This window comes from Amycolatopsis thermalba, assembly GCF_023376025.1.
Taxonomy (GTDB): domain Bacteria; phylum Actinomycetota; class Actinomycetes; order Mycobacteriales; family Pseudonocardiaceae; genus Amycolatopsis_E; species Amycolatopsis_E thermalba.
The window spans coordinates 4,865,354-4,879,675 of record NZ_CP091196.1 but is presented as its reverse complement, the minus strand read 5'-3'; the positions used below and the strand labels follow the sequence as shown (position 1 = coordinate 4,879,675).

The following is a 14,322-nucleotide window of genomic DNA, read 5'->3' as shown; positions in this document are numbered from 1 at the left end:
GGGCGGCGTGACAATTGCGGCTGCGGGCTGCTCGGCGGTGGCCGGGGCGCGGCGGGCCGAGCGGGGGAGCGTGCTGCGGTGAAGGTCTTCGTGCTCAACGGGCCCAATCTCGGCCGCCTCGGGAAGCGGGAGCCCTCCGTCTACGGCTCGACCACCCATGCCGACCTCGCGGAGCTGTGCGTCAAGACCGGCGGTGAGCTGGGCATCGACGTCGAGGTGCGGCAGACCGATCACGAGGGCGAGATGGTCGGCTGGCTGCACGAGGCCGCCGACGCCGGACACCCCGTCGTGCTCAACGCGGGCGCCTGGACCCACTACTCGATCGCCGTGCGGGACGCCGCCGCTCAGCTCACCGCTCCGCTGATCGAGCTCCACATCTCCAACGTGCACAAGCGCGAGGCCTTCCGCCACCACAGCGTGCTCTCCGACATCGCCACCGCGGTGATCGCCGGGCTCGGCGTCGACGGCTATCCGCTGGCCCTGCGCTGGCTCGCCGCCAACGCCGGATGACCGTCCCGGACCTGCGCACCGCCCGGCTGCGCCTGCGCGGACTCCAAGCCACCGACACCGGCGCCGTCACCCGGATCTTCGCCGACCCGGCGACCAGCCGCTTCCTCGCCGCCGACCTCAGCGACCCGGACCGGTGCCGGGCCTCGATCGCACAGCGGCTCGCCTACACCGGGCCGGACGGCACCGGCCACTGGATCATCGAACGCGACGGCGCGGTCATCGGCCTGGCGCACCTGCGGCCGTCCACCGAGCTGCCCGGCGACCTGGTCGAGATCGGGTACTTCCTGGACCCCGCCCACGGCGGCCAGGGCCTGGCCACCGAAGCGGCCGACGCGCTGCTGCGCCACGCCTTCACCACCCTCGGTCTGCCCGCGGTGTGGGCGCTCGTGCACGAGTCCAATGTGGCCAGTCAAAACCTGGTGCGGCGCCTGGGGTTCACCGACGTCGGCGGCGGCCAGCACTACGGCGCGCCGCACCGGGTGTTCGTCGCGCTTCCCGCCACCCAGGGACACTGGCACCACGTCGAGGTGTGGGTGCCCGACCTCGCGCGGGCGGAGGAGAGCTTCGGCTGGCTGCTCACCGAACTCGGCTGGCGGGAGCATCAGCGCTGGCGGGACGGCGTCAGCTGGAAACTCGGCCCCGGCTACCTCGTGATCGAGCAGTCCCCGGCACTGACCGGCACCGTCCACGACCGCTGTGCGCCGGGCCTCAACCACCTGGCGCTGCACGCCGGACCACCCGAACACGTCGACGAACTCGCCGCGGCCGCGCTCGAACACGGCTGGCGGCCGCTGTTCGCCGACCGCTACCCGCACGCCGGCGGCCCTGATCATCACGCCGCGTATCTGGAGAACGCCGACGGCTTCGAGGTCGAACTGGTCGCCGACCCCCCGCACGTCACTCAACCGGGTTAATCACTCTCTACACTGGGCTGGCGGCGAAAACGGAAGGACGACGGGTGGGCGGACGCAAGGTGCTCGGCGGGATGCTGGCCGCGGTGCTGGCCGTCTCCGCGCTGGCCGGGTGCACCGGCAGCGTGCCGCCCCAGGCCGAGGGCGCCGAGCGCGCCGTCATCGGCGGCGCCCAGCCGGAAACCACCCCGGCCCCGCCCGACGACGTCCGGCTCAAGACCGACTCGCCGCGCGAGAGCGCCGGTGTCGTCGCCGCCGGTGGCCCCGGCGCGCCCTACAACTACGGCCCGACGGTGATGGCCGACGGCGCCACGAACCGCATGTGGTGGTGCAGCCAGTACCCCGGCTCGCCGCCGCCCGGCGACGACATCCTCTACGCGGAGTCGGCCTCCCTGGACGGGCCGTTCACCGGCCCCGGCGGCTCGGTGCCGCCCGCGGTGCTGTCCGGCAACCCCGGCCAGTTCGACGGCGTGCACGCGTGCGACCCGTCGGTGATCCGCGTGAACGGGACCTACTACCAGTACTACACCGGCGCCGCGGGCGACCACGCGCTCGGCAACTCGATCGGCCTCGCGACCAGCACCGACGGGATCACCTGGCAGCGCGCGGGCGGCGGCAGGCCGATCGTCGACCCGGCCCACGACACCCACCGCGAGAACCTCTACGGCGCGGGCCAGCCGGCCGCGGTGTACCTCGACGGCTGGTTCTACCTGATGTTCACCGACACCACCGGCCTGGCCGCGGGCTGGAACGGCGCCGGCCAGTTCGTGCTGCGCTCGACGGACCCCGCGTTCGCCGGCGGCGTCGAAGCGCTGGGGGAGGCCGGGTTCGCGCCGGTGGCGAGCACCACCGCGCCACGCACCAAATCGCTGGTCGACGCGTTCAGCGCGGACCTGATGTGGATCGACGCGCTCGGCGCGTGGGCGATCGCGCACGAGACCGCCGACGGCACGACGATCACGTTCTGGGATCGCGACTTCGTGCACACCCCGTACCAGCCGCTGCTGATCCCCGGCGTGTGGCGGGAGGGGCCGGGCCTGGTGCGGCGGCCGGACGGGCACGCGCCCGTGTCGGCGAAGGACCCGTGCGGGCGGGTGCCGGTGGACGTCGTCCGCGCCACGGTGACCGGCGAGGCCGGCGCGCCGACCGACCTGCGGCGCTTCGGGCTGGACATCGTCGGCGTCAACGCCTGCGCCGACCCCCAGCGGGCGCTGACCGTGCTGGACGGCTTCGCGATGCCCTCGCCGGTGCGGACCATGGACCTGGTCGTCTCCGGCCAGGTGGTGCGGATCGACCGCCGCTCGGTGGCGCAGGAACTGGCCGGACACGTGCTCGACACCCGGCTCGACGTGCTCAACCAGTTCCCGGTCGCGGCCCGGCTCGAATCCGGCACGCGGGCGCTGAAGGCGACCGGCCTCGGCGTCGGTTTCCTGCTCGACGACGGCCGCCTGTACCCGGTGCGGCGCGCGGACGCGGTCACCGCGAACGGCTCCGCGACCGAGGACGTGACACCCGCGCAGTGGCGCAGCTACCCGGCCGGCCCGGCGCTCGGCTGAGCCCGCGGCGTCAGTCCTTCGCGGCGGCGCGGGGGCGCGGGGTGGGACGCGGCCGCTTCTCCGGCTCGGCCGGGCGCTTGAGCCGCCCGCCGACGAACAACCCCAGCCCGGCGGGCACCAGCACCAGCAGCGCGGTGAACGCGGCGCCACCGGAGATCGCCGGCCACAGCTCCTCCGCGCCGGTCCGGTCCACGAGCACCGCGCGGCCGATCACGTACAGCACCCCGGACACCGGCCCGGCCACCAGCGACGCGATGAACCACGTGCGCCCGGCGTCCGCGCGGCGCAGCCACGCGTCCAGCGCGCTCCACAACGCCGCCGCGCCCACCAGCAGCGCGATCACGGCGATCCGGGCCGTCGTCAGGCCCGTCGGCTCGTAGACCGTCGCCTTGGCGAGGGCGACTTCGGCGATCGCGTGCAGCACCGCCATGCCCAGACCTCGAACCAGCCAGGACCGCATACCCATCCACCCATCGTCGCACCGCACTAAGCTGCTCCTGTGCCCGACCTCCACGCCTCCCGGCGCGACGCCCTGCGCACGGTGCTCAACGAGTCCGGCGTCGACGCGTTGCTCGTCACCGACCTGCTCAACGTCCGCTACCTGACCGGCTTCACCGGCTCCAACGCCGCGCTGCTGGTCCACGGCGCGGGCGAGGACCGCACGCTGTTCTGCACCGACGGCCGCTACACCACCCAGGCCGGAGCCGAGGTGCCCGACCTGGAGCGGGTCATCGAGCGGGAGAGCGCCGCGGCCCTGCTCACGCGCGCCGCCGGAGACGCCGCCGCCCACCGGCGCACCGGCTTCGAAAGCCAGCACGTCAGCGTCGAGGCGCACGACGCGTTCACCCGCCTCGCCGAGGGCATCGAGCTGACCCGCGCCCCGGGCCTGGTCGAGCAGCTGCGGCTGATCAAGGACGAGACCGAGATCGAGGCGCTGCGGATGGCCTGCGCCGCCGCCGACCGGGCGCTGGCCGCGCTGCTGGAGCACGGCGGCATCCGGCCCGGCCGCACCGAGCTGGAGGTGGCCCGCGACCTGGAGAACCGCATGCTCGACCACGGCTCGTCCGGGCCCTCGTTCGAGTCGATCGTCGCCGCCGGGCCGAACTCGGCCATCCCGCACCACCGGCCCACCAGCCGCGCGCTGCGCACCGGCGACTTCGTCAAACTGGATTTCGGCGCCACCGTCGACGGCTACCACTCGGACATGACCCGCACGGTCGTGCTCGGCCGCCCCGCCGGCTGGCAGGAAGACCTCTACGAGCTGGTCCGCCGCGCCCAGGAGACCGGGCTGGAGGCGTCGCTGGCCGGGCAGGAGGTCGCCGACGTCGACCTGGCCGCGCGCCGCGTCATCGAGCAGGGCGGGCACGGCGAGGAGTTCTCCCACGGGCTCGGTCACGGCGTCGGGCTGGAGGTGCACGAGGCACCGAGGCTCGCGGGAAACGCCGCCGGTACACTGGCCGTCGGCATGACGGTCACCGTGGAGCCGGGCGTCTACCTCGCCGGCCGCGGTGGCGTGCGCATCGAGGACACGCTGGTCGTGCGGGACGCCGATCCCGAACTCCTCACCCTGAGCAGCAAGGAACTCGTGGTCGTCTGACGCGGCCCGATCGGAAACAGGAGAACTGGACAACCCGTGGCCACCACCAACGACCTGAAGAACGGCCTGGTGCTGAACCTCGACGGACAGCTGTGGTCCGTCGTGAGCTTCCAGCACGTCAAACCGGGCAAGGGCGGCGCGTTCGTGCGCACCACGCTCAAGCACGTCCTGTCCGGCAAGGTGGTGGACAAGACCTTCAACGCGGGCACCAAGGTCGACACCGCGACCGTCGACCGGCGCAACATGACCTACCTGTACAACGACGGGTCGGACTTCGTCTTCATGGACGGCGAGACCTTCGACCAGATCACCGTGCCGCGGGAGACCGTCGGCGACGGCGCGAACTACCTGCTGGAGAACACCGAGGTCCAGGTCGCGATGCACGAGGGCGTGCCGCTCTACGTCGAGCTGCCCACCTCCGTCGAGCTGGTCATCCAGCACACCGACCCCGGCCTGCAGGGTGACCGCTCCACCGGCGGCACCAAGCCGGCCACCCTGGAGACCGGCGCCGAGATCCAGGTGCCGCTGTTCCTGAGCACCGGCGCCAAGGTCAAGGTCGACACCCGCGACGGCCGTTACCTGGGCAGGGCGTAGGTTGTCCGACTCCACCTCGGCGCCCCGGCGCGACGGTCAGCCCGGCCGCCGCGCTCTCCGCAGGCGCGCCGTCGAGATCCTGTACGAGGCCGCCCAGCGTTCACTCGATCCGGTGACGCTGCTCGCGGACCGGGTGGGTTCCACCGACGCCGACCCGGTCGGCGACTACACGATCTCGCTCGTCGAGGGTGTCACCGCCCACCGCGAGCGCATCGACGAGCTGCTCGCCGAGCACGCGCACGGCTGGAGCCTGGAGCGCATGCCGCCGGTCGACCTGGCCGTGCTGCGGGTGGGCATCTACGAGCTGCTGTGGGCCGCGGACGTGCCGGACCCGGTGGCGATCGACGAGGCGGTGGGCCTGGCCCGCGAGCTGTCCACGGACGACTCGCCGCGGTTCGTCAACGGCGTGCTGGGCCGGATCGGCACGATCGCCGACCGCATCCGCGCCGTCCTGTAGCACCCGGCAGAAGACAGCAGAAAGGCCCGGCGCGCGGAGATCGCGCCGGGCTTTTCCGCTGGTCAGGCGATTTTCCCTCGCGGCGGGAGGGCAGTCAGCTCGCACCGCCGCGGGTCTGTCGTCAGGTCCGCCACCCCGCGCCGCCACGCAAGCGGCCGGGCATCCGGCGTCTAGTCCTCCTTCGCCGGACGGGCCTCGGGCGGCAGGACGCCCCAGTCGATGAGCTGTTCGGTCAGCTCGCCGGGGGTCATGTCGTAGATGATGGCCAGCGACCGCAGGTCCTCGGTGCGGATGGACAGCACCTTGCCGTTGTAGTCGCCGCGCTGGCTCTGGATCGTCGCGGCGTAGCGGGCCAGCGGGCCGACCTTCTCGGCCGGCAGCTGCTGCAGCCGCTCCAGGTTGATGACGATCTTGGTGGCGGGCTCGGCCCCGGACGGCACCCGGCCCTCGGGCAGCAGCTCGACCACCGGCACGCCGTAGAAGTCGGCCAGCTCGGCCAGCTTCTGCACGGTCACCGCCCGGTCGCCGCGCTCGTAGGAACCGACCACGACAGCCTTCCACCGGCCGCCGGACTTCTGCTCGACCCCGTGCAGGGACAGCCCCTGCTGCTGGCGGATCCCGCGGAGCTTCGCCCCGAGCGCCTTGGCGTAATCGCCCATCTGGTGGTTCTCCGTTTCCTCGCCCAGTCGGTCTCGTGGGCCGCCGGGGGACTGCCGAGTTGAACACTCAGAGTAATGGTTACGCATTGTCGTCACCAGGTCAAGAACATGATGCCCCCGGGACCACCCGGACGGGGCAACGGTGCCGCCTGTTAACATCGGGTCGATTTCCTCGGCAAGCAGGAGATCGACGTCCTTTAAGGACCCGTCCGGTGAGGCGGGGAAGGAGTCCGCTGTGGCGTCACGCCCTCGTGACGCGGCAGCACCAGGTGGCGAGCGCGAGCTGCTCTCCGCCGGTGATGTCGCGCGCACCATCGCCCGGATGGCCCATCAGGTCATCGAGAAGACCGCCCTCGACGGCGGCACGGGCGCACCTCCCGTTCTCCTGGGCATCCCGACCCGGGGCACCTCGCTCGCGGCCCGGCTGGCCGAGCGGATCGCCGAGTTCTCCGGCGTCGAGGTCCCCACGGGCGCCCTGGACATCACCCTCTACCGCGACGACCTGCGCCGCCGCCCGACGCGGCCGCTCGCGGACACCACCCTGCCCGACACCGGCATCGACGACCGCGTGGTGATCCTGGTCGACGACGTGCTGTTCTCCGGCCGGACCGTGCGCGCGGCGCTGGACGCCCTGCGCGACCACGGCCGCCCCCGCGCCGTGCAGCTGGCCGTCCTGGTCGACCGCGGGCACCGCGAGTTCCCGATCCGGGCCGACTACGTGGGCAAGAACATCCCGACCGCGCGCGCCGAAGACGTCGCCGTCCTGCTGTCCGACGTGGATGGGCGCGACGCGGTGCTGCTGCGCGAGGGGGAAGCGAAGGCATGAAGCACCTGCTGGCCACCGAAGGCCTGGACCCCGACCTGGCGACCGCGGTGCTGGACACCGCCGACGGCCTCAAGCGCACCCTGCTCGGCCGCGAGGTCCGCAAGCTGCCGACGCTGCGCGGCCGCACGGTCATCACCATGTTCTACGAGAACTCCACCCGCACCCGGGTCTCGTTCGAGATCGCCGGCAAGTGGATGAGCGCGGACGTGGTGAACGTCTCGGCGGGCGGCTCCTCGGTCGGCAAGGGCGAGTCGCTGCGGGACACCGCGCTGACCCTGTCCGCCGCCGGCGCCGACTGCGTCATCGTCCGCCACCCGGCCTCCGGGGCCGCGCAGCGCCTGGCCGGCTGGCTGGAGGGCACCGGCACCTCGGTCGTCAACGCCGGTGACGGCACGCACGAGCACCCCACCCAGGCCCTGCTCGACGCCGCGACCCTGCGGGAACGGCTCGGCGGCATCAAGGACCGCCGCATCGCGATCGTCGGCGACGTGCTGCACAGCCGGGTCGCCCGCTCCAACATCCACCTGCTGTCCGCGCTCGGCGCCGAGGTGGTGCTCGTCGCCCCGCCCACGCTGCTGCCCGCCGGGGTGAGCGCGCTGCCGGTGACCGTGTCGCACGACCTGGACGCCGAGCTGCCCGCCCTGGACGCGGTCATGATGCTGCGGGTCCAGGCGGAGCGGATAGCCGGGCCCGCCGGCCCCGGAGGCAAGTTCGCGGGGTTCTTTCCTTCTGCCCGCGAGTACTCGATCGCCTACGGCCTGAACGAGGCGCGGCTGCGGCTGCTGCCCGAGCACGCCGTGGTGCTGCACCCCGGGCCGATGCTGCGCGGCATGGAGATCGCCTCCGCGGTCGCCGACGCGCCGTCCGCGGCCATCACCGAACAGGTCCGCAACGGGGTGCACGTGCGGATGGCCGTGCTCTACCACCTGCTCGCCGGAGAGGAAGACGCGAAGTGAACCAGGTTCTGATCAAGGGCGCCCGGCTCTACGGCGAGGGCGACCCGGCCGACGTCCTGGTCGCGAACGGCACCATCAGTCAGATAGACACAGCGATCGGGTCCGTTTCCGAGGACGCCGAGGTGATCGAGGCGGACGGCCAGGTCCTGCTGCCCGGCTTCGTCGACCTGCACACCCACCTGCGCGAACCCGGCCGCGAGGACACCGAGACCATCGAGACCGGCTCGGCCGCGGCCGCGCTCGGCGGCTACACCGCGGTCTTCGCGATGGCCAACACCGACCCGGTCGCCGACAACGCGGTGATCGTCGAGCACGTGTGGCGCCGCGGCCGCGAGGTAGGCCTGGTCGACGTGCACCCGGTCGGCGCCGTGACCGTCGGCCTGCGGGGGGAGCGGCTGGCCGAGCTGGGCACGATGGCGAAGTCCGCCGCCGGGGTCCGGGTCTTCTCCGACGACGGCCACTGCGTGCACGACCCGCTCATCATGCGCCGCGCCCTGGAGTACTCCACCGCGCTGGACGTGGTCATCGCGCAGCACGCCGAGGAGCCGCGGCTGACCGTCGGCGCGCAGGCCCACGAGGGCGAGCAGGCCTCGCGCCTGGGCTACGCGGGCTGGCCCGCCTCGGCCGAGGAGTCGATCGTCGCGCGTGACTGCCTGCTCGCCGAGCACGCCGGCGCCCGCCTGCACGTCTGCCACGTCTCCACGAGTGGCACCGCCGACGTGCTGCGCTGGGCGAAAGACCGCGGTACCCGGGTGTCCGCCGAGGTCACGCCGCACCACCTGCTGCTCACCGACGAGCGCCTGGCCACCTACGACCCGGTGAACAAGGTCAACCCGCCGCTGCGCACCGACGCCGACGTCGAGAAGCTGCGCGCCGCGCTGGCCGAGGGCGTCATCGACTGCGTCGCCACCGACCACGCCCCGCACGCGCCGCAGGACAAGGACTGCGAGTGGTCGGCGGCCCGCCCCGGCATGCTCGGCCTGCAGACGGCGCTGTCCGTGGTCGCCGCCACCATGGTGGAGACCGGCCTGCTGGACTGGCGCGGCGTGGCGAAGGTCATGAGCGAGCGCCCCGCGGAGATCGCCGGCCTGCCTGACCAGGGACGACCGCTCGCCGTGGGCGAACCCGCCAACCTCGCGCTGGTCGACCCGGGCGCACAATGGACCGTGCGGGGGCGGAGCTGGCCAGCCTCGCCGCCAACACCCCGTACGAGGGAATGCGGTTGCCCGCCGTGGTGACCGCGACGCTGCTGCGCGGGCGCGTGACCGCCCGCGAAGGGAAGATCTGCTGATGGAACGGTTGCTGCTCACCCTGCTGGTGTTCGCCTGCTTCCTGCTCGGCCTCTGGGCCATGCGACGAAGCTGGCGGCGCCGCGCGCGCTCGCAGAGCGCGCAGCTGCCGCCGTTCCCGCAGACCCCCGCCGAGCCGGGGGAGGAGCTGCTGCCGCCGGCCAAGGGGCTCTACGTGAGCACCACCACGGCGGGTGACTGGCAGGATCGCATCGTCACGCGCGGGGTCGGCCTGCGCGGGCGGGCGGTGCTGCGGCTCTACCGCGACGGCGTGGAGATCGACCGGGCCGGCGCGCCCGGGTTCTTCATCCCGCGCGAGTCCATTGTGGAGGTCAAGCGCGCGAGCGGGATCGCCGGGAAGGTGATGGGCACCGACAGCCTGATCGTCATCACCTGGCGGCTCGGTGACAAGGAGCTGGACACCGGCTTCCGCGGCGACGACCTCGACGTCTATCCACAGTGGATCGAAAGCTTGTCCGAACGAGAGATCAAGGGAGGGGCCCAGTGACCGTGGGCACCAGGACACCGGCCGCATTGGTGCTGGAGGACGGGCGGGTGTTCCGCGGATCGGCCTACGGCGCCCAGGGCCGCACGCTGGGCGAGGCCGTGTTCTGCACCGGGATGACCGGCTACCAGGAGACGCTGACCGATCCGTCCTACCACCGCCAGATCGTGGTGCAGACCGCGCCGCAGATCGGCAACACCGGCTGGAACGACGAGGACGACGAGTCCGCCCGCATCTGGGTGTCCGGCTACGTCGTGCGCGACCCGGCCCGGACCCCGTCGAACTGGCGGTCCCGCCGCACGCTCGACGAGGAGCTGGCCCGCCAGGGCGTGGTCGGCATCAGCGGCGTCGACACCCGCACCCTGACCCGCCACCTGCGTGAGCGGGGCGCGATGCGGGCCGGCGTGTTCTCCGGCGACGCGCTGGACACCGAGGAGGCGATGACCGCCCAGGTGCTGGCGAGCCCGCCGATGAAGGGCGCCGACCTGGCCGGCGAAGTCACCACCAAGGAGCCCTACGTCGTCGCGCCGGAGGGCGAGCGCCGCTTCCGCGTCGCCGCGCTGGACCTGGGCATCAAGTCCAACACCCCGCGCCAGATGAGCCGCCGCGGCATCGAGCTGCACGTGCTGCCCTCGACCAGCTCGGCCGAGGAGCTGCTGGCCGTCGAGCCGGACGGGGTGTTCCTGTCCAACGGCCCCGGCGACCCGGCCACGCAGGACCACGCGGTCGCGCTGACCGAGGAGGTCCTGCGCCGCGAGATCCCGCTGTTCGGCATCTGCTTCGGCAACCAGATCCTCGGCCGCGCGCTGGGGCTGGGCACCTACAAGATGCGCTACGGCCACCGGGGCATCAACATCCCGGTGATCGACGTGGAGACCGGGCGGGTGGCGATCACCGCGCAGAACCACGGCTTCGCCCTGGAGGGTGAGCCCGGGCAGCGGTTCGACTCGCCCTTCGGCGCCGCCCGGGTCAGCCACTACTGCCCCAACGACGACACGGTCGAGGGCGTGCGCTGCGCGGACGTGCCGGCCTTCTCGGTGCAGTACCACCCCGAGGCGGCCGCCGGCCCGCACGACGCCGCGCCGCTGTTCGACGAGTTCGTGACCCTGATGGAGAAGAAGAGCCGCTGATGCCGAAACGTACAGACATCGAGCACGTGCTCGTCATCGGATCCGGCCCGATCGTCATCGGCCAGGCCGCCGAGTTCGACTACTCGGGCACGCAGGCCTGCCGGGTGCTGCGCCAGGAGGGCCTGCGGGTCTCGCTGGTGAACTCCAACCCGGCCACGATCATGACCGACCCGGAGTTCGCCGACTCGACCTACATCGAGCCGGTCACCCCGGACTTCGTGGAGAAGGTCATCGCGGCCGAGCGCCCCGACGCCCTGCTGGCGACCCTGGGCGGGCAGACCGCGCTGAACACCGCCGTCGCGCTGCACGAGCGCGGCGTGCTGGAGAAGTACGGCGTCGAGCTGATCGGCGCCGACATCGACGCCATCCAGCGCGGCGAGGACCGGCAGAAGTTCAAGGACATCGTGCGCGCCATCGGCGGCGACGTGCCGCGCAGCCGCGTGTGCCACTCGATGGACGAGGTCCGCGAGACCGTCGCCGAGCTGGGCCTGCCGGTCGTCATCCGGCCCTCGTTCACCATGGGCGGCCTGGGATCGGGCATGGCGCACACCGACGAGGAGCTGGAGCGCCTGGCCTCCATCGGCCTGGCCGAGTCGCCGGTCACCGAGGTGCTCATCGAGGAGAGCGTGCTCGGCTGGAAGGAGTACGAGCTCGAGCTGATGCGCGACCGCCACGACAACGTGGTGGTGATCTGCTCGATCGAGAACATCGACGCGATGGGCGTGCACACCGGTGACTCGGTGACCGTCGCCCCGGCGATGACCCTGACCGACCGCGAGTACCAGCACATGCGCGACGTGGGCATCGCCGTGCTGCGCGAGGTCGGCGTCGACACCGGCGGCTGCAACATCCAGTTCGCGATCAACCCGCGCGACGGCCGGATGGTCGTCATCGAGATGAACCCGCGCGTGTCCCGCTCCAGCGCGCTGGCGTCGAAGGCCACCGGCTTCCCGATCGCCAAGATCGCCGCGAAGCTGGCCATCGGCTACTCGCTGGACGAGATCCGCAACGACATCACCGGCGAGACCCCGGCCTCGTTCGAGCCGACCCTGGACTACGTCGTGGTCAAGGTGCCGCGGTTCGCGTTCGAGAAGTTCCCGGGCGCCGACCCGGAGCTGACCACCACGATGAAGAGCGTCGGCGAGGCGATGGCGCTGGGCCGCAGCTTCCCGGAGGCGCTGGGCAAGGCGCTGCGCTCGATCGACACCAAGGCGGCCGGGTTCTGGACCACTCCGGACCCCGAGGGCGCCACGCTGGAGAACACGCTCGAAGCGCTGCGCACCCCGCACGACGGCCGCCTCTACGCGGTCGAGCGCGCCCTGCGCCTGGGCGCCACCGTGCAGCAGGTGCACGAGGCCAGCGGCATCGACCCGTGGTTCATCGACCAGATCGCGCTGATCGGCGAGGTCGGCGCCGAGGTGCGCGACGCCCCGGTGCTGGACGCGCCGCTGCTGCGCGAGGCCAAGCGCGTCGGCCTGTCCGACCAGCAGATCGCCGCGCTGCGGCCGGAGCTGGCCGGTGAGGACGGCGTGCGCGCGCTGCGGCACCGCCTCGGCGTGCGGCCGGTGTACAAGACGGTGGACACCTGCGCGGCCGAGTTCGCCGCGAAGACGCCGTACCACTACTCGGCCTACGAGTCCGACCCCGCGGCCGAATCCGAGATCACGGCCCAGCCGGACAAGCCCAAGGTGCTGATCCTGGGCTCCGGCCCGAACCGCATCGGCCAGGGCATCGAGTTCGACTACTCGTGCGTGCACGCCGCGCTGGCGCTGCGCGAGGCCGGGTTCGAGGCCGTCATGGTCAACTGCAACCCGGAGACGGTGTCCACCGACTACGACACCTCCGACCGCCTCTACTTCGAGCCGCTGACCTTCGAGGACGTGCTCGAGGTCGTCTACGCCGAGCAGCGCTCGGGCACCGTGGCCGGCGTGATCGTCCAGCTCGGCGGCCAGACCCCGCTGAAGCTGGCGCAGCGGCTGGCCGACGCCGGGGTGCCGATCGTGGGCACCTCGCCCGAGGCGATCAACCTGGCCGAGGACCGCGGCGCGTTCGGCGACGTGCTGATGGCCGCGGGCCTGCCCGCCCCGAAGTACGGCACCGCCACCTCGTTCGAGGGCGCCAAGCGGATCGCCGACGAGATCGGCTACCCGGTCCTGGTGCGGCCCTCCTACGTGCTCGGCGGCCGCGGCATGGAGATCGTCTACGACGAGGCCTCCCTGGCCGGCTACATCCAGCGCGCCACCGAGGTCACCCCCGAGCACCCGGTGCTGGTGGACCGGTTCCTCGACGACGCCATCGAGATCGACGTGGACGCCCTGTTCGACGGCGAGGAGCTGTACCTGGGCGGCGTCATGGAGCACATCGAGGAGGCCGGCATCCACTCCGGCGACTCCTCGTGCGCGCTGCCGCCGATCACGCTGGGCCGCCAGGACGTCGAGGCGGTGCGCGCCTCCACCGAGGCGATCGCCCGCGGCGTCGGCGTGCGCGGCCTGCTCAACGTGCAGTACGCGCTCAAGGACGACGTGCTCTACGTCCTGGAGGCCAACCCGCGCGCCAGCCGCACCGTGCCGTTCGTGTCCAAGGCGACCGGCGTCCAGCTGGCCAAGGCGGCGTCGCTGATCATGACCGGCTCCTCGATCAAGGACCTGCGCACCCGCGGCGTGCTGCCCGCCGAGGGCGACGGCGGGCACCTGCCGATCGACGCGCCGGTCGCGGTCAAGGAGGCGGTCCTGCCCTTCCACCGCTTCCGCACGCCGGAGGGCAAGGGCGTGGACTCGCTGCTCGGGCCGGAGATGAAGTCCACCGGCGAGGTCATGGGCGTGGACACCTCCTTCGGCGAGGCGTTCGCGAAGTCCCAGGCCGGGGCCTACGGGTCGCTGCCGACGTCGGGCAAGGTGTTCGTCTCGGTCGCCAACCGCGACAAGCGGGCCCTGGTGTTCCCGATCAAGCGCCTGGCCGACCTCGGCTTCGAGATCCTCGCGACCTCGGGCACCGCCGAGGTGCTGCGGCGCAACGGGGTGCCCTGCACGGTGGTCCGCAAGTACTCCGAGGGCAGCGCGCCCGGCGAGCCGAACGTGGTCGAGGTCATCACCGCAGGCGAGGTGGACATGGTGATCAACACCCCGTACGGCAACAGCGGACCGCGGATCGACGGCTACGAGATCCGCACCGCGGCCGTGTCGCGGGACATCCCGTGCATCACCACCGTGCAGGGCGCCGCGGCGGCCGTGCACGGCATCGAGGCGCTCATCCGGGGCGACATCGGCGTCCGGTCCCTGCAGGACCTGCAGGCCGCGCTGCGGTCCAAGTCGTGAGGGGGGCCAAGGCGTGAG

Annotated in this window: 13 protein-coding genes and 1 pseudogene; 12 read left to right on the top strand and 2 right to left on the bottom strand. The window is 72.5% G+C overall.

Features of this window, described 5'->3' with window-relative positions; translation table 11 throughout:
• Positions 1 to 78 precede the first annotated feature (78 nt).
• The 3 genes from aroQ (at position 79) to L1857_RS23620 (ending at position 2,977) form a co-directional block, all read left to right on the top strand.
• Positions 79 to 510: a type II 3-dehydroquinate dehydratase gene (gene aroQ / locus L1857_RS23630; protein WP_116110749.1), complete on the top strand. Its 432-nt coding sequence runs from the start codon at positions 79 to 81 to the stop codon at positions 508 to 510.
• Complete coding sequence (locus tag L1857_RS23625) at positions 507 to 1,424, top strand: GNAT family N-acetyltransferase (protein WP_116110750.1); 918 nt, start codon at positions 507 to 509, stop codon at positions 1,422 to 1,424. Before aroQ ends, L1857_RS23625 begins: the two co-directional genes overlap by 4 nt.
• A 71-nt stretch (positions 1,425 to 1,495) precedes the next feature.
• On the top strand, positions 1,496 to 2,977 hold the full coding sequence (locus tag L1857_RS23620) for a glycoside hydrolase family protein (protein ID WP_233157472.1): 1,482 nt from the start codon (positions 1,496 to 1,498) through the stop codon (positions 2,975 to 2,977).
• A gap of 10 nt (positions 2,978 to 2,987) precedes the next feature.
• Here the strand turns inward: L1857_RS23620 and L1857_RS23615 are convergent, their stop codons facing one another.
• The gene (locus L1857_RS23615) at positions 2,988 to 3,407 is read right to left on the bottom strand and encodes a hypothetical protein (RefSeq protein WP_249466348.1); all 420 of its coding nucleotides are present in this window, start codon (positions 3,405 to 3,407) and stop codon (positions 2,988 to 2,990) included.
• Positions 3,408 to 3,476: 69 nt separating this feature from the next.
• On the opposite strand from L1857_RS23615, the gene L1857_RS23610 reads away from it, so the two are divergent.
• Genes L1857_RS23610 through nusB form a run of 3 tightly spaced genes read left to right on the top strand, consistent with a single transcriptional unit; the run spans position 3,477 to position 5,625 of the window.
• Positions 3,477 to 4,574: a M24 family metallopeptidase gene (locus tag L1857_RS23610; RefSeq protein ID WP_094008122.1), complete on the top strand. Its 1,098-nt coding sequence runs from the start codon at positions 3,477 to 3,479 to the stop codon at positions 4,572 to 4,574.
• Between the two features lie 36 nt (positions 4,575 to 4,610).
• Positions 4,611 to 5,168 carry an elongation factor P gene (gene efp / locus L1857_RS23605; protein WP_094008121.1) on the top strand — a complete coding sequence of 186 codons (558 nt, stop codon included), beginning with the start codon at positions 4,611 to 4,613 and terminating at the stop codon, positions 5,166 to 5,168.
• 1 nt (position 5,169) lies between these two features.
• Positions 5,170 to 5,625, top strand: coding sequence for a transcription antitermination factor NusB (gene nusB / locus L1857_RS23600; RefSeq protein ID WP_116110753.1), 456 nt, complete (start codon positions 5,170 to 5,172; stop codon positions 5,623 to 5,625).
• Positions 5,626 to 5,795: 170 nt separating this feature from the next.
• On the opposite strand, the gene bldD is transcribed toward nusB, so the two are convergent.
• A complete protein-coding gene (gene bldD / locus L1857_RS23595) occupies positions 5,796 to 6,284 on the bottom strand; it encodes a transcriptional regulator BldD (protein ID WP_020422358.1) in 489 nt (162 codons plus the stop codon).
• A 235-nt stretch (positions 6,285 to 6,519) separates the two neighbouring features.
• Here bldD and pyrR point away from each other — a divergent pair, with 235 nt between their 5' ends.
• From pyrR to carB, 6 genes and pseudogenes are all read left to right on the top strand, one after another.
• Positions 6,520 to 7,110, top strand: coding sequence for a bifunctional pyr operon transcriptional regulator/uracil phosphoribosyltransferase PyrR (gene pyrR, locus L1857_RS23590; protein ID WP_094008119.1), 591 nt, complete (start codon positions 6,520 to 6,522; stop codon positions 7,108 to 7,110).
• Entirely contained in the window at positions 7,107 to 8,066 is a 960-nt protein-coding gene (locus L1857_RS23585) for an aspartate carbamoyltransferase catalytic subunit (RefSeq protein WP_116110754.1), read from the top strand. The genes pyrR and L1857_RS23585 overlap by 4 nt, the downstream gene beginning before the upstream one ends.
• Positions 8,063 to 9,357 (top strand): annotated as a pseudogene (locus L1857_RS23580) (dihydroorotase). Before L1857_RS23585 ends, L1857_RS23580 begins: the two are co-directional and overlap by 4 nt.
• Positions 9,357 to 9,863, top strand: coding sequence for a PH-like domain-containing protein (locus L1857_RS23575; RefSeq protein WP_094008116.1), 507 nt, complete (start codon positions 9,357 to 9,359; stop codon positions 9,861 to 9,863). The pseudogene L1857_RS23580 and the gene L1857_RS23575 overlap by 1 nt, the downstream one beginning before the upstream one ends.
• The gene (gene carA / locus L1857_RS23570) at positions 9,860 to 10,990 is read left to right on the top strand and encodes a glutamine-hydrolyzing carbamoyl-phosphate synthase small subunit (RefSeq protein ID WP_094008115.1); all 1,131 of its coding nucleotides are present in this window, start codon (positions 9,860 to 9,862) and stop codon (positions 10,988 to 10,990) included. Before L1857_RS23575 ends, carA begins: the two co-directional genes overlap by 4 nt.
• Positions 10,990 to 14,304 carry a carbamoyl-phosphate synthase large subunit gene (gene carB / locus L1857_RS23565; RefSeq protein WP_249466346.1) on the top strand — a complete coding sequence of 1,105 codons (3,315 nt, stop codon included), beginning with the start codon at positions 10,990 to 10,992 and terminating at the stop codon, positions 14,302 to 14,304. The genes carA and carB overlap by 1 nt, the downstream gene beginning before the upstream one ends.
• Positions 14,305 to 14,322: the final 18 nt, after the last annotated feature.